The organism is Erythrobacter fulvus (assembly GCF_028595285.1).
Taxonomy (GTDB): Bacteria; Pseudomonadota; Alphaproteobacteria; order Sphingomonadales; family Sphingomonadaceae; genus Erythrobacter; species Erythrobacter fulvus.
Window position 1 is genome coordinate 23126 of sequence record NZ_JAQQXQ010000008.1, and the last position, 15529, is coordinate 38654.

Here is a 15529-nt window from a genome sequence, read left to right on the forward strand (position 1 = left end):
CCTACTGCCGCTCGGCCTGCGCCACGGCATCGCTGGCGCGCAGGGCGGACAGGATGCGGTTTAGGTGGACCACGTCCTGCACCTCGATCTCGATGTCGTAGGTGGTGAAAGGATGATCGATCTGGGTCTGCCCCAGTGTCGTCACGTTGGCCTTGTTCTGGGCAAAGATGCCCGCCATTTCCGCCAGCGTCCCGGGCCGGTCGTAGAGCGTCACCGACAGCTGCCCCACCGCGCCGACCGAACGGTTGCCCCAGGCAAGATCGATCCAGTCGGTATCCACACCGCTCGCCAGTTCGAGACAGTCGATCGCGTGGACCAGCACCGTCTCGCCCTTGCGGCGGATGCCGACGATGCGGTCGCCCGGCACCGGGTGACAGCAGGTCGCCAGTTCGAAGGCAACACCGGGGGTGAGGCCGCGGATCGATATGGCGCGTTCACGCCGGGTCCAGTGTTCGTCCTCCTCGATCCCCGCAGTGCAACCGGGGACGAGCGCCTCCATCACTTCGCGATCGGTGATCTTGGCCGCGCCGATCGCGTACATCAGATCATCGGGCTCATCCATGCCGAGCCGCTGAAGCGCGCTGCGGATCGCCTTCTTGCCGATCTTGGCGGGCACGCGTGCGGCGATCTCGTCGAAGAGTTTCGAACCGATCGTGGCGACCTCGTCGCGTTCTTTCAGGCGCACCGCGCGGCGGATTGCGGCCCGTGCCTTGCCGGTGACGACAAAGGCCAGCCACGATAATTGCGGGGCGGCACCGGGGTTCTTGATGATCTCCACCACATCGCCGTTCGACAAGGGGGTGCGCAGCGGCATGTGACGCCCGTTGATCTTCGCACCGACGCAGGCAAGGCCCAGATCTGTGTGGACGGCAAAGGCGAAATCCACCGCAGTCGCGCCCTTGGGCATCTGGAACAGCGCGCCCTTTGGGGTGAAGGCAAATATCCGGTCCTGGTAGATCGCCAGCCGCGTATGTTCGAGCAGTTCCTCGGCATCGTGGCTCTGCTCGACGATCTCGATCAGATCGCGCAGCCAGCCCACTTGCCCGTCCGACTTGTCTGACTGCTTGTAGGCCCAGTGCGCGGCAAGGCCGAATTCATTGCGGCGGTGCATCTCGCGCGTGCGGATCTGTACTTCGACCCGCATCGAATTCTCGTACATCAGTGACGTGTGCAAGGACCGGTAACCGTTGGTCTTTGGCGTCGAGATATAATCCTTGAACCGCCCGGGCAGGAATTGCCAGGTAGTGTGCAGGATGCCCAGTGCGCGGTAGCAATCCTCCTCGCTGTCGGTGAGGACGCGGAAAGCCATGATGTCTGTCACCTGTTCGAAGCTAACATGACGCTCCGACATCTTGTGCCAGATCGAATAGGGGTGCTTTTCGCGGCCCGACACCTCGATCTTCAGGCCGGCTTCGGCCAACCGCTGCTTGATCTTCAGGGCAATCGCGTCGACCTGCCCGCCATCCTGACTGCGCAGTTGTTCGAGCCGCTTGGTGATCGTGGCGTAACCTTCGGGCTCCAGCTCGCGGAAAGCAAGCGCCTGCATTTCGCGCATATATTCGTACATGCCCACCCGCTCGGCCAGCGGGGCGTAGATATCCATTGTCTCGCGCGCGATGCGCTGGCGCTTTTCCGGCTTCTTGATGAAGTGCAGCGTGCGCATGTTGTGCAGCCGGTCGGCCAGCTTGACCAGCAGCACGCGAATATCCTCGGACATGGCCAGCAGGAACTTGCGCAGGTTTTCCGCCGCACGCTCGTTCTCGGGCATGGTCTCGATCTTGGAGAGTTTCGTCACCCCGTCGACAAGCCGCGCGACCTCGGGCCCGAAATGGGCCTCGATATCGTCGATCGTGGCAAGCGTATCCTCGACCGTGTCGTGCAGCAGCGCGGTGATGATGGTCGCCTGATCGAGCTTGAGGTCGGTCATCAGCCCGGCGACCTCGACCGGGTGCGAGAAATAGGGGTCCCCGCTGGCGCGCTTCTGGGTCCCGTGTTTCTGCACGGTATAGACATAGGCGCGGTTCAGCATCGCCTCGTCGGCGTTGGGGTCGTAATCGAGGACCTTTTCGACAAGTTCGTACTGGCGCAGCATCATTTTCGAATATGTGTCCCGCACGGCACACGGGCAAGCGGCAAATGGCTAGGGCCGCTGAATTCGTCTGCACGCGACTGGCACGAACCTGCCGCGATGCTATCGCTTGGCGCGCCCAACCGGAGAAAGAACCCACATGATCCGCTCTATCCGCCGTCCCGCAATCGCATCGCTTGCACTTCTGGCCGCATCGTGCGGATCGGCGGACACACAGCCCGCCACGAGCGGCGAGGAGAGCCGCAAGCTTGTCTTTGCCGACGAATTCGACGGCCCCGCGCTCGATCGCGACAAGTGGAACGTGGTCGGCATGGATTTCTGGGTCAACAACGAACAGCAGGCCTATCTCGACAGTCCCGATACGATCCAGTTCGTGCGGGATATCGAAGGCGTGGACGGCGGCGCGCTGGTGCTTCGTCCTGTCTATCGCCCCGGCGTCGACACGCGTGAGGATCGCAAGGCGGACTTTATTTCGGGCCGGATCAATTCGCAGGGCAAGGCCGAATTTACATACGGCCGGATCGAAGCGCGCATCAAAATGCCGGATGCGCCCGGCGTGTGGCCTGCATTCTGGATGCTCGGCAACGGCGAATGGCCCGGCACCGGCGAGATCGACATCATGGAATATGTCGGCGAGCGCGACTGGACCGGTGTGGCGCTGCACGGACCGGACTATTCAGGCGAAACGCCGATCGTGAACAAGTTCTTTTTCGATCCGGCAACCGACGCGACCGACTGGCACGTTTATGCTGTCGAATGGACCAGAGACGCCGTGCTGTTCGAGATCGATGGCCGCCTAACCTATCGTGCCACGCGGCCGATGGTGGAATATTACGGCCCCTGGCGCTTCGACGACGACAAGCACCTGATCCTCAACTTCGCGATCGGCGGGGCCTACCCGTTCAAGACCAACGGGATCGAAAGCCCTTACAACGGCTTGCCGCAATCGACAGTCGATGCGATCAAGGCCGGCAAGGTGGCGATGTATGTCGACTGGGTTCGGGTCTACGAAGCGGCGGAGAGCTGATCCCCGCTGCCCGTCATGACCAAGTCGCGCGGGGCGGCAGGCTCATCAGGATCGCATCGATATTCCCGCCGGTCTTCAAGCCGAAGATCGTGCCGCGGTCGTAGACGAGGTTGAACTCGGCATAACGGCCCCGGTATTCGAGCTGGCGGGCTTCATCTTCGGGCGTGAATGCGCTCTCCATGCGTTTGCGCACCAGCTTCGGGAAGACTTCAAGGTAGGCTTTGCCGACATCCTGCGTGAAGGCGAAATGGCGATCGAATGCCGCATCGTCGACGCATTCGAGGTGATCGTAGAAGATCCCCCCTACCCCGCGATGGACCTGCCGATGCGGCAGGTAGAAATATTCGTCGGCCCACTTCTTGTAGCGTTCGTAATAGGTCGGGTTGTGACCCATGCAGGCGGCACGCATCGCAGCGTGGAATTCCTCGGTATCCTCTTCATAGGGGATCGGCGGGTTGAGATCCGCGCCGCCGCCGAACCACGCCTTGGTGGTATTGAGGAACCGAGTGTTCATGTGCACCGCCGGCACATGCGGGTTGCTCATGTGCGCCACTAGGCTGATGCCGGTCGCGACAAAGCCCGGGTTTTCGGCGCTGGCGCCGTTGATCGAGCCCGCGAACTCCTTGGCAAAGCTGCCGCGCACGGTCGACACGTTGACCCCGACCTTTTCGAAGACCTTGCCCTTCATCAATCCCTGCACACCGCCGCCGGGATCGGGATTGCCCTCTTCCTCGCGGTTCCACGGTGTATAGGTGAAGCTTGCGTTCGATCCCGCCTCGCGCTCGATCGCCTCGAATTCAGCGCAAATGGAATCGCGCAATGATTCGAACCACGCCCGCGCGCGGGCCGTGTGTTGTGTCCAGTCCGTCATACATCCCCGTCCGTCATCGGACCGCACCATAGGCGTTGCGGCGTCCCGCACAAGCCCTCGCTTGGCCCTGCCGAAGCGGTTGCCAAACCGGAGATTTGCGGGCAGAGGCCAACCCATGGTTCGCGCTATGTTCGCCCCCCTCCCCTTTGCCGGACACGAGCTGCTGCTGGGCCATGGACGCGCGCTCTACTGGCCCGCCGAGCGTGCGCTTCTGGTCGCCGATCTGCATCTGGAAAAGGCCAGCTGGTTTGCCGCGCGCGGCCAGATGCTTCCGCCTTACGACAGCCGCGACACGCTGGAACGGCTGGCCGACGCAGTAAAGGCGACGGGCGCAAGGCGGGTCATCACGCTGGGCGACAATTTCCACGATGATGCGGGCGCGCTGCGGCTGGATGCGCATTGCACCGGCATGCTCGAAGCGCTCACGCGCGCTCTCGACTGGGTGTGGATCACCGGCAACCATGACGAGGAACTGCCCAAGGGCTTTGGCGGCACGATCGTGCCGGAGCTGGAACTGGGCGGCATCATGCTGCGCCATGAAGCGCGCAAGGGCGAAACCGCGCCGGAACTATCCGGCCATTTCCACCCCAAGCTGCGAGTGAATGTACGCAATCGCCATATTGCCCGGCCCTGCGCCGTTCTTGGACATGGTGCGAGCGGGACGGAACGCATGATCCTGCCCGCCTTCGGCACATTGACGGGCGGAATGGATGCCGGTGCGCCGGAAATCCGCACGGCGCTCAGCCCGGCAAGCAGGATTGAGGCGGTGATGCCCGCAAAAGGCCGGATCGCGCGCTTCCCGCTGTGGCAGGCTACCGCCTAGTCTTCCGCGTCCATCAGGATTGAACCGACTGCAACAACGCCTTCGCGGGTCAGACTGGCGAGCGTAACCCGTTTGTCCATCCGTGATGGAGAACGATCGATAAGGCCAGCCTGCTCGAGACGGTCAATCAAACGCAAACCAGTCGTATCCGCAACGCCTGATGCCATGACGAGGCTTTTTGTCGAAACGCGTGCGCCTCCTGCGAACTGGATGAACAGTTCAAGCAGCATTTCCCAAGCCGGCTCTCCGAACCATTCGGGCGATAAATGTCGCGTTCGCCGGTGTGACTTGGCCCGCAAGCGCAGCGCCACCTTGGCGAGGCGGAGAGCGCGACGTTGGATTCGCCCGGCGCGCGACATCCAGTGATAGGTTGAGCGAACCTGTTCCGGATCCCACCCATCATCCAGCGCATCGGCAAGCCTGAGCAGGAGTGCACCCAGTTGACGCATCTGTCCTGCCGAAAAATCTTCAGCGATCTGATCGAGCAATTCCTGCGGCCCGGAATCGGATGTCGCAGCTTCGTCGGGCGGACCAAATACGAGCGGATTGCCCGCTTCATCCCGCCAATTCTCCACCAGTTCAATGAAATCATCGACCGGGCCATCATTAACCCCGAGCCCGAACCGAGGCTTGGACCGACCGATCGATAATTGTGGATCGGGTTTGGCTGAATTCTCGGTATCCGAAGGGTGCTTCGCCGGATTTCCCTGGATCCGATTAGGTCGCCTTGATGTCATTGTTCGCTGCCTCCTCCGGGTCCTGTTTGCCCGTCGGGTTCAAGCGACCCTATGCCTTCGTCCATAAGCAATTGAATAACCTAGGAACGATAATGTTCCAAGACCCAAAGGATAAATTGGGCGACCCACCCTGCCGACAGGCAAGGCAGCGCCCCTTCGCTCCACCGATTATTCGCCCGCATGCCGTTGCGAGACTCCATCTGGCGCTTCGCCCCGTTTCGCACTACATAGCCGCCAGCAATAGCAACGACAGGAGAACACCCCATATCACGTCCACCCCGGCGCTCGATGGCCCCGCCCGTAAAAAGTGGCCCTCGATTTGATAACATGATCAACGTCCCCAAGGTCCGCGTCATCGATGACGAAGGCGAAAACCTTGGCGTGATGTACACCCGCGAAGCGATCGAGCAGGCCCAGGAAAAGGGTCTAAACCTCGTCGAAGTGTCCCCCAACGCGGACCCGCCGGTGTGCAAGTTCCTCGATGTCGGCAAGTATCGCTACGAGGCCCAGAAAAAGGCCAACGCGGCGCGCAAGACGCAGAAAACGCAGGACATCAAGGAAGTGAAGATGCGTCCCAACATCGACACGCATGATTATGACGTGAAGATGCGGAATGTGAACAAGTTCATCGAGCATGGCGACAAGGTGAAGATCACCCTGCGTTTCCGCGGGCGCGAAATGGCGCACCAGCACCTCGGTATGGACCTGCTGAAAAAGGTGCAGGACGATGTTGCCGAGATCGCCAAGGTCGAAGCTTTCCCGCGGCTGGAAGGTCGCCAGATGCTGATGGTGCTGGCGCCCAAGTAAGGCATCCCGCACGACCGGACAAAAAAGAGGGACCGCCAAGTGGCTGGTCCCTCTTTCGTTCTTAGCCCGGCGAGTCGATGAACCGCGCACGGCGCACGATTGGCGACAACACAGCAGCATTTGCTTGTGCTACAAACAGATATGCAAGTGCGAGGACCGGCCTTGCCCCCTTGGGTCAGTCCCGCTTGCAGCGATACTGCCTGCCGGTGTCGATCGTTTCTCGATCCCGGGGGCCCATTTACAGGAAGACCCCGAACATGCCTTCCATGATCCGTTTTGCTTCACATTCTGCGCTGATCGCCGCTGCGGCCGGGCTGTTGCTGACGCCCGCCGTGCAGGCGCAAACCGCCGCAGCATCCGAAGGTGACTTTGCCACCTTTGCGCCGTCCGGTACGCCCAACAGCGACAAGATCGATTATTCGATCTGGGACGAAGCGATGAAGAACCTCGTCGTCTCGATGGGGCCAAGCTTGCGCGAAAGCGCGCCGCGCCCTGACGCTAGCCTGGGCAGCCGTCGCCAGTACGGCCATGTCTCGCGTTACCGCCTGGAAGGCACGCGGGTGATGTTCAGCTTCCTCGACGCCGACGTGATTTCCAGTTTCAGCGAATACCGCAAGGATCTGGAAAATACCGCCGACATCGTCGACATCCAGTCGCTAAGCCGCAACGAACAGCTGGCCTACTGGATCAACCTCCACAATGTCGCGGTGATTGAACAGATCGCCAATGCCTGGCCCGTACGCCAGCCGCGCGAGATCAAGAACGACGGCGTGCCGATGGATGAAGCACGCTTCATCACCGTTGAAGGCATCAAGCTGTCACCGCGCGATATCCGCGAGAAGATCGTCTATCGGCACTGGCAGGATCCGATGGTGATCTACGGCTTCTGGCGGGGCGAGATTGGTGGGCCTTCGCTACAGAAGGAGGCCTTCAACGCCGATAATGTCGCGCGTCTGCTCACCCGCGGGGCGGCCGATTTCGTCAATTCGCTGCGGGGTTCGCAGGAACAGGGCAACAAGCTGCATGTTTCCGAGCTTTACAAGGAAGCGGCCCCCTATTTCTTCCCCGATTTTGAAAAGGATCTGCGTGCGCACCTTGCCCGTTACGCCGACGAGCAGACCGCCGCGCTGCTGGCCAAGACAACAGGCGCAGAGGCGACAGTAGCCGAGCACGACATTGCCGATCTTGCAGGTGGCTCGCGCGAGCCGACCTACCAGAACATCCAGGGTGCCGACGGCACCCAGCAAAGCTTCCGTATTCCCCAGAGCATGACCGCCCTGCTGCGCGAGCGTGAGAGCAAGTTCCAGGAAATCATTCGCCAGGGCCGCACAGGTACCGTCACCTTCAGCAATATCGACATGCCGGGCGATCCCGAGGACAAGGAAAAGGGCGAAGTCGAATAGCCCCCGGCTTTGCCGATTTGCCGCATTGGGTTATCCTGCGCAATGAAGGCGCGCAGGCGCCCGGCGGGGAAAAGATGTGATACCGAGATCGCTGATCGCATTGCTGGCGGCGGGCGCCATGGTGGTGCCTGCCGCCGGACGTGACGGCAGCACTGAAACCTATCCGTCGGACGACGCCTTTGCGACCTTCGTCCCCAAAGCGGACACCCGCCAGCACCGTATCGACTATTCCGTGTGGACCGAAGCACTGGCGGCCTTTGTCGTGTCGATGGGGCCACCCTTACGACGGATTCCGCCGCCGGAACCCGGGCCGAACGGCACCCGCATCCGGATCGGTCACAACTCGATCTACCGGCTCGACGGGGCGATGGTCGGCTTCTCGCTGATGGATCGCGAGGTGATCGCCAATATCGGGCAATACCGGCGCGATCTCGAGGCTGTGGCAGACGGGCTCGACATCCAGTCCCTGCCGCGAAACGAGCAGCTGGCCTTCTGGCTCAATCTCCACAATGTCGCGATGATCGAGAAGGTGGCAGAGGTTTGGCCGGTCCGGCAGCCGCGCGAGATTATGGTGGACGGCGTACCATTGGATGAAGCGCGCTTCATAAATGTCGAAGGCGTGTCCCTTTCCCCGCGCGATATCCGCGAGAAGATCGTCTACGCGAACTGGAAAAGCCCGGAGGTCATTTACGGGTTCTGGCGCGGCGAGATCGGCGGGCCGGCGATACAGCGGCAGGCCTTCGAGGGACGCGATCTTGCCCAACAGCTTGAACGCACAGCCCGGGAATTCGCCAATTCCCGGCGCGGTGTGGAAAAACGCGGAGATACGCTCCACGTCTCGCGCTTCTACGCCGAAGCCGCGCCCTTTTTCTTCCCCGACTTCGAGGCCGACCTGCGCGCCCATCTGGCCAAATATGCCGAAGGCCCCGTCGCCGACATGCTGGCGAAGACAGACGAGGTGAATGCCAGCCTGTCCGAATACGACATTGCCGATCTCTCGGGCGGCTACCGCGCCAACGCGTTCTTTTCCAATGGCAGGCTCAACCCCGCTGCCGTCAGGACGCTGGCCGAACGCCAGCGCAAGCTCGAATACGTCGAACGCAAGCTGCCTCGCAGCGGCACTGTGATCTTCAGCAACATCGATTTGCCGGGAGACCCTCCGGACAAGGGCGAGGTAGAGTAGCGCCCCACAGCCTGCCTGCCGTTCATCTCAGGTTTATGAGATTGAGATACCATCATTTTCGGACGGGTGCTTCTATCTGGTGGGAGAGATGACGTGTCGCAGAGAATCCTGATTGCCCTTGCCGCAAGTTCCGCGCTCGCCGCGCCCGCCATGGCCTCCGGCATGCCCGAGGCGCAAATCAGGCCCGACACCGAGCCGGCGCTCGATTACGTCCCTGCGATTGGGGAGGCGAACCAGGATCAACGCAGCATCGAGGATCGCCTCGCGCTGTTCACGCCTACCACAGATCCGATCCGCCACAGCATCGACTACGAGATCTGGGACTTCGCGCTCAAGCATATCGTCCTGCAGATGGGGCCGCCCGATCACAAATGGGCGCGTCGCCCCGATCCGGTAATGGGCACGCGGATCAAGCAGGGGCCGCAATCGGGCTACCGGCTCGAAGGCTCGCTGGTGATGTTCCGCTTCCTCGACCAGCCGATCATCGACAGCTTCACCGAATATCGGCAGGATCTGGAGCGGGTCGCCGACACGCTCGACATTTCGGCCCTGCCGCGCAACGAGCAGCTCGCCTTCTGGCTCAACCTGCACAACGTGGCGATGCTCGAACAGATCGCCAGGGAATGGCCGGTGCGCGAGCCGCGCGACATCATGGTGGGCGGCGAACCGCTCGACGAGGCGCGCTTCATCACCTTGCGCGGCGTACCCGTGTCCCTGCGCGACATCCGCGAGAACATCGTCTTCCGCCACTGGAAGGATCCCAAGGTCATCTACGGCTTCTGGCGCGGCGAGATCGGCGGGCCGGAACTGCAGCGCCACGCCTTCACCGGTGCCAATGTCGGCTCGCTGCTCGACGTGGCGGCGCTCGATTACGTCAATTCGCTGCGCGGCACGCAGAAGCGCGGGCAGACGCTGGCGGTATCGACCCTCTACACCGATGTCGCGCCGTTCTATTTCCGCGATTTCGAGACGGACCTGCGCGCGCACCTCGCCAAATATGCCGAGGAGGACGTGACGGAGTTTCTCGGCAAGACCCGGATCGTCAAGGCGTCGCTCAGCGAAACCGATATTGCCGACCTGCACGGCGGCGCGCGCCCGCCCAATTACCTGTTCGTCGGCAGCCTGCCCGGGGCAATGGACGATCCGCTTACCGGATGGTCCGAGAAGATGGGGCAGGCCGCCTTCCAGGTGCTGCAGGATCGCGCGCGCAAGCTGCAGAACATGTATCGCCGCGGCGAGCCGGTGGGCCGCGTGTTCTTCTCCAATATCGATCTGCCGGGCGATCCCCCGAACAAGAACGCGGTGGAGTGAGCCCGCGCGGGCTTGCCGCCGCGACCCGCGGGCTGTTAGGTCTCGGGTCATGGCGGGGAGCAGGCACAGGGCATGAAAGCGCGCGGGATCGGCCTTGCCCTCGGCCCGCTGGCGTTCGCGCTGACGGCGCTTTTGCCCGCCCCCGCCGGTATGACGCCGGGCGCGTGGCTGGTTGCCGGGCTAGTCGTATGGATGGCCGCGTGGTGGATGACCGAGGCGGTGCCGATGGCGGTCACCGCTTTGCTGCCCTTCCTTGTCCTGCCACTCGCAGGCGTCTCCACGGCAGCAGAGACTGCGAGCGACTACTACTCGCCGATCCTTTTCCTGCTGCTGGGCGGCGCCTTTATCGCCCTCGCCATAGAACGAACCGGCCTGCACCGCCGCCTGAGCCTCGCGATCCTCCAGTTTGTGGGCACAGGCGGCGGACCGGCGCGGTTGTTGTTCGCCTTCATGATTTCCGCCGCGCTGCTTTCGATGCTGATCTCCAACACGTCGACCACGCTCATCATGATGCCGATGGCGCTGGCGGTGCTGGAGGGCGGCGGCAGCGGAACCTCCGAAGATAAAGCTCCGCCGCAGGACGGCATCGCCGGAGCCCTGCCGATGGGGATCGCCTTTGCCGCCAGTATCGGCGGGCTCGGCACCATCGTCGGCTCGCCCACCAACGCGATTGCCGTCGGCCTGCTCGACCAGATCGCCGGAGTGCGGATCAGCTTTGCCCAGTGGTCGCTTTACGGGGTACCGCTGGTTTTGCTGGGCGTGCCGTTGGCGACATGGATCATTGCCCGGGTGCAGGATGTCGCCGCCTATCCGTTCGATCTCGCCGCAGCCCGCGCCGCGATTGCCACCCGCACCACATGGAGCGCGCCCGAAGTGCGAGTAGCCGCGCTGGTGGCGGTGACATTCGCCGGATGGGTCAGCCAACCGCTGATCGCACCACTGCTGCCGCCCGGTTCATGGACCGACGGCACGATCGCCGTGATCGCGGCGCTGGCCCTGTTCCTGATCCCCGACGGGACAGGGCGCACCTTGCTGGTGTGGGACGAGGCGAAGCACGCGCCGTGGAGCGTTATTTTCCTCTTCGGCGGAGGGCTGGCGCTGGCAGGCGGGATGCAGGCATCAGGCCTCACCGACTGGCTGGGCGAGGCGCTACTGCCGCTGGAGGCATGGCCCCTGATGCTCGTCGCACTGGCAGTAGTGGCGCTGGTTGTCGGGGTTACCGAATTCGCCAGCAATGTCGCCACCGCTACCGGCATCATCCCGGTGGTCGCCGCACTGGTGGTCGCGCTGGGTGCCGATCCGGTGCTGCTTGCCTTGCCAGCAGCGCTGGCGGCAAGCTGGGGCTTCATGCTGCCTGCTGGCACAGGCCCGAACGCAATCGCTTGGAGCACAGGCCGTATCCGCATCGGCCGGATGGTAGCCGCAGGCGCGATGCTCGATATCGCAGGCGTCTTCCTTATGGTCGGGATTGTGTGGGGAATTGCTGCGCTGGTGTGAAACCTTCTCTGCCAAGCTTGAAACGATCGTGCGCGCGCGATAATTCCACGACAGCACAGCGGTGGCAGCGGAGAGGCGTTCCTGCGGAGGTTAGGAACGGGCGCCCTGCCCGCCGCGACCGGCTCCCGCCTTCCTGGGAGCGTGATGCAAGGAAGGACACGGCCATGACTGACGCCGTCGACGCCGTCGAAACACCCACCCCCCGTCGCAAACCCAAACCCGCCAAGCGCGAGATCGGCGGCCGCCCGCTGAAGCCGTCCACCCTGATGATGGGGCACGGCTATGATCCGGCGCTGTCGGAAGGCTCGCTGAAGGCGCCGATCTTTCTCACGAGCACCTTCGCGTTCGAAAGCGCGGCTGCGGGCAAGCGTCACTTCGAAGGCATTACCGGACTGCGCGAAGGCGGGGCGGAAGGCCTCGTCTATTCGCGCTTCAATGGGCCGAACCAGGAAATCCTCGAGGATCGCCTCGCAGTATGGGACGGGGCAGAGGATGCGCTGACCTTCTCCAGCGGCATGACGGCAATCTGCATCCTGATGATGGCCTACGCGAACCAGAACGACGTGATCGTGCATTCCGGCCCGCTTTATGCGGCCAGCGAAGGCTTTGTCGCCAAGGTGCTGAGCCGTTTCGGCATCACCTATGTCGATTTTCCGGCAGGCGCGACCCGCGAGGAACTCGACGCAGTGCTAGCGAAGGCGCAGACACAGGCCGAGGCACAGGGCGGCAAGGTGGCGATGATCTACCTCGAAAGCCCCGCCAACCCGACCAACGCGCTGGTCGACGTCGAAGCGGTGCGCCATGCGCGAGATGCCGCGGTGCCGGACTGCCCGATCGCCATCGACAACACCTTCCTTGGCCCGCTCTGGTCGCGCCCGCTGGAACACGGCGCGGACATCGTCGCCTATTCGCTGACCAAATATGTCGGCGGCCATTCCGATCTTGTTGCAGGCTCGATTGCAGGCGCGAAGAAGTGGATCGCACCGGTGCGTGCGCTGCGCAACACGATGGGCGGGATCGTCGATCCCAACACCGCGTGGATGCTCTTGCGGTCGCTGGAGACGGTGGAACTGCGCATGCAGCGCGCGGGCGAGAATGCCGCCAAGGTGTGCGATTACCTGCGCAGCCACCCCAAGGTCGAAGGGTTGGGCTATCTCGGCTTCATCACCGATCCGCGGCAAAAGGACATCTATGATCGCCACTGCCTCGGCGCGGGAAGCACCTTCTCGCTGTTCATAAAGGGCGGCGAGGCGGAATGCTTCCGTTTCCTCGACAACCTCACCGTCGCCAAGCTCGCAGTGAGCCTTGGCGGGACAGAGACGCTGGCGAGCCACCCCGCAAGCATGACCCACCTTTCAGTGCCGCAGGCGCGCAAGGACATGCTGGGGATTACCGATAATCTGGTGCGCATCAGTGTGGGGATCGAGGATGCCGACGATCTGATCGCCGATTTCGCGCAGGCGCTGGAACATGTGTGAGTTTTCTCCCCTCGCCTGCTAGGCCACAAGCCGCAGCGAGGGGAGAATGCCATGACTGACAGCCGCAAACCCGTATTCCTCGTAATCGGCGCAGGCGCCGGGATCGGCGGCAATGCCGCCAAACGCTTTGCTGCAGGCGGCTATCACGCGGTGATGGCGCGGCGCAGCGACGAAGCGGGACTTGCGCGGCTGGTCGGAGAGATTGAGGCGGTGGGCGGCTCGGCCTCCGGCACCTTGCTCAATGCTGCCGAGGACGGGGCAATCGAAGATCTGGTCGAACGCACGGAACGCGATATCGGCCCGATCCATTGCGCGCTCTATAATCTGGGCGCGCAGATCGGGAACCGGAGCCTTGATCAGACCCCGCACCGCATTTTCGAGCTTGGTTGGCGGCTGGCGACTTTCGGGGTGTTCCGCCTGGCCCATGCGTTGTTCCCGCTGATGGTCGAACGCGCGAAGACCGGCGCGCATGGCACCCTGCTGGTCACTTCGGCGACGGCAGCGATGCGCGGCAATGCGGGGCAACACAGCCATGCCGCAGCAATGGGCGGGCGGCGGATGCTGTGCCAGACGCTGAACGCCGAATTCGCGCCGCAGGGTATCCACGTCGCCCATGTCGTGGTCGACGGGCCGGTTCGTTCACCCGACACGCTGGTTCGTCTGCTGGGCGACAAATGGGACATGTTTGAAGCCGCAAAGGGCAAGGAGGGGATCATCGATCCGGCCGTGCTCGCCGAAACCTACTGGCACCTCGCCCATCAGCCGCGCAATTGCTGGAGCCACGAGGTCGATGTTCGTCCGTGGACCGACGTCGCATGGTGGAACGACAACCCCGATCCCCGGATCGACAGCAAGGGCAAGGGGTTCGCGGGCCCTTCGGCCTAGGGTCTCACCCGCGCCACTCGCGCCGTTCTTCCGCAGCGCGCAGGACTTCATAGCTGGTCTGGATCAGCTGGAACTGGCGCGCGGCCTCCTTGTCGCCCGGCTTGACGTCAGGGTGCACTTCCTTTGCACGGGCACGGTAGGCTTTCTTGATCGCGGAGAAATCCACGTCAGGCTCCAGCCCCAGCACTTCGAGCGCGCGCATCTCGTCGGCGGAGCGTGAACCGTCACCCGATCCAGCCCAGCCATAATGCGCGGATTCAGCATATCCGGCGCTTTCGGCTCGCTCGGCGCGGGCGCGTTCCTCTTTCTCGGCCTTCTCAAGACCCTCGAAATAGTCCCACTTGGAATTGTATTCGGCCGCGTGCTTCTGGCAGAAATACCACCGCTCCCGGCTGTTGGGTGCCTTCGGGGCGGGGCAATCGCCCGGCTCGTCGCAACCGTGACGGTCGCAGATGCGGACATTTGTCGCCTCTTGCGAGGAGCCGTAAGGCCGCCAGCGCGGGAAGCCCCAATCCATCGAACGGCGCGCGCGGCTCATACGCGAGCACCGTCGCGGTGAGAAAAAATGTCGTTGGTCGAAGGCATCAGGCGTTCAATCTAGGCGAGGTGGCGCACAAAGCAAAGCGATGCGACCACGGGAACAAGTTGCAATGTGAAATGTTGCATTGCACTAGAAGACCCGAGGCCGCGGGAATGTTCCCGCGTGGCCGGAAAGACGCAAGAAATGAGCCAGCAATTGAACCTGTCCAGCCTGTTCTGCGTACTCGCCCTCGCCGGGCTGTGCGTGGTGACAAGCGCTCGCGATCTTGCAGGGGTCGAAGCGCCGGCCTCTCAGCCGCTCTTCGAAATGCAGGCCGAGCTTTCGCCCGGCCTGCTTAACGGCTGAACCCAGCCTTAGTTGATGATGACGGAAGCGGCGCGGCGGTTCTGCGCCCAGGCCGCCTCGTTGGAGGCCAGCGCCACCGGGCGCTCCTTGCCGTAGCTCACCACCGAAATCCGGCCCGGATCGACGCCCAGGCTGACAAGGAAGTTCTTTGCCGCATTGGCGCGGCGTTCGCCCAGCGCGAGGTTGTATTCGCGCGTACCGCGTTCGTCGGCATGGCCCTCGATGGTGAAGGTGACCTGCGGGTAGCGAGCGAAATACTGCGCCTGCGCCTGCAGCGCAGCGGCATCCTGCGTGTCGATATTGTAGCGATCGGTGTCGAAATAGATCGTGGTCGAGGAACCGACCGCCGCGGCAAAATGCCCCTGCGTGCCGACCGCCGGGCCGCTCTGCGTGGGTGTCGGAGTCGGGGTGTAGCTCTGGGTCGGCGCGGTTTCCGGCGGCGGGGGCAGCTGCTCGGGGGCCTTCTTGGCGCAGGCAGCGAGCGTTGAGGCCGAAGCCAGCAGCAGGATCGTGGCAAGCTTGGTGTTCATCG

Annotated in this window: 15 protein-coding genes; 10 read left to right on the forward strand and 5 right to left on the reverse strand. The window is 63.1% G+C overall.

The window, feature by feature from the left end:
• Window position 1: 1 nt before the first annotated feature.
• Entirely contained in the window at window positions 2-2092 is a 2091-nt protein-coding gene (locus OIK40_RS11190; protein WP_273678529.1) for a RelA/SpoT family protein, read from the reverse strand.
• A 136-nt stretch (window positions 2093-2228) separates the two neighbouring features.
• On the opposite strand from OIK40_RS11190, the gene OIK40_RS11195 reads away from it, so the two are divergent.
• The gene (locus OIK40_RS11195) at window positions 2229-3116 is read left to right on the forward strand and encodes a glycoside hydrolase family 16 protein (RefSeq protein WP_273678419.1); all 888 of its coding nucleotides are present in this window, start codon (window positions 2229-2231) and stop codon (window positions 3114-3116) included.
• A 13-nt stretch (window positions 3117-3129) separates the two neighbouring features.
• Here OIK40_RS11195 and hemF read toward each other — a convergent pair whose 3' ends face one another.
• The gene (gene hemF / locus OIK40_RS11200; protein WP_273678420.1) at window positions 3130-3987 is read right to left on the reverse strand and encodes an oxygen-dependent coproporphyrinogen oxidase; all 858 of its coding nucleotides are present in this window, start codon (window positions 3985-3987) and stop codon (window positions 3130-3132) included.
• Between the two features lie 127 nt (window positions 3988-4114).
• On the opposite strand from hemF, the gene pdeM reads away from it, so the two are divergent.
• Complete coding sequence (gene pdeM / locus OIK40_RS11205; protein WP_273678421.1) at window positions 4115-4810, forward strand: ligase-associated DNA damage response endonuclease PdeM; 696 nt, start codon at window positions 4115-4117, stop codon at window positions 4808-4810.
• Here pdeM and OIK40_RS11210 read toward each other — a convergent pair.
• Window positions 4807-5547 (reverse strand): MarR family transcriptional regulator, encoded by a 741-nt coding sequence (locus OIK40_RS11210; protein WP_273678422.1) that lies wholly within the window; start codon window positions 5545-5547, stop codon window positions 4807-4809. The genes pdeM and OIK40_RS11210 overlap by 4 nt on opposite strands.
• 288 nt (window positions 5548-5835) lie before the next feature.
• Here OIK40_RS11210 and infC point away from each other — a divergent pair, with 288 nt between their 5' ends.
• From infC to OIK40_RS11245, 7 genes are all read left to right on the forward strand, one after another.
• Window positions 5836-6354, forward strand: a complete 519-nt coding sequence (gene infC, locus OIK40_RS11215) for a translation initiation factor IF-3 (protein WP_273678423.1) — start codon at window positions 5836-5838, stop codon at window positions 6352-6354.
• A 266-nt stretch (window positions 6355-6620) separates the two neighbouring features.
• Window positions 6621-7757 carry a DUF547 domain-containing protein gene (locus OIK40_RS11220; RefSeq protein ID WP_273678424.1) on the forward strand — a complete coding sequence of 379 codons (1137 nt, stop codon included), beginning with the start codon at window positions 6621-6623 and terminating at the stop codon, window positions 7755-7757.
• A 76-nt stretch (window positions 7758-7833) separates the two neighbouring features.
• Entirely contained in the window at window positions 7834-8940 is a 1107-nt protein-coding gene (locus OIK40_RS11225) for a DUF547 domain-containing protein (protein ID WP_273678425.1), read from the forward strand.
• Between the two features lie 93 nt (window positions 8941-9033).
• Window positions 9034-10251: a DUF547 domain-containing protein gene (locus tag OIK40_RS11230; protein WP_273678426.1), complete on the forward strand. Its 1218-nt coding sequence runs from the start codon at window positions 9034-9036 to the stop codon at window positions 10249-10251.
• 72 nt (window positions 10252-10323) lie between these two features.
• A complete protein-coding gene (locus OIK40_RS11235) occupies window positions 10324-11748 on the forward strand; it encodes an SLC13 family permease (protein WP_273678427.1) in 1425 nt (474 codons plus the stop codon).
• Window positions 11749-11912: 164 nt separating this feature from the next.
• Entirely contained in the window at window positions 11913-13226 is a 1314-nt protein-coding gene (locus tag OIK40_RS11240) for a cystathionine gamma-synthase family protein (protein WP_273678428.1), read from the forward strand.
• 51 nt (window positions 13227-13277) lie between these two features.
• Window positions 13278-14111, forward strand: a complete 834-nt coding sequence (locus OIK40_RS11245) for an SDR family NAD(P)-dependent oxidoreductase (protein WP_273678429.1) — start codon at window positions 13278-13280, stop codon at window positions 14109-14111.
• Window positions 14112-14115: 4 nt separating this feature from the next.
• Here OIK40_RS11245 and OIK40_RS11250 read toward each other — a convergent pair whose 3' ends face one another.
• The gene (locus tag OIK40_RS11250; RefSeq protein WP_273678430.1) at window positions 14116-14649 is read right to left on the reverse strand and encodes a J domain-containing protein; all 534 of its coding nucleotides are present in this window, start codon (window positions 14647-14649) and stop codon (window positions 14116-14118) included.
• Window positions 14650-14835: 186 nt separating this feature from the next.
• Between OIK40_RS11250 and OIK40_RS11255 the strand changes: the two genes are divergently transcribed.
• Window positions 14836-14997, forward strand: coding sequence for a hypothetical protein (locus OIK40_RS11255; RefSeq protein WP_273678431.1), 162 nt, complete (start codon window positions 14836-14838; stop codon window positions 14995-14997).
• Between the two features lie 8 nt (window positions 14998-15005).
• Here OIK40_RS11255 and pal read toward each other — a convergent pair whose 3' ends face one another.
• A complete protein-coding gene (pal, locus tag OIK40_RS11260) occupies window positions 15006-15527 on the reverse strand; it encodes a peptidoglycan-associated lipoprotein Pal (RefSeq protein ID WP_273678432.1) in 522 nt (173 codons plus the stop codon).
• Window positions 15528-15529: the final 2 nt, after the last annotated feature.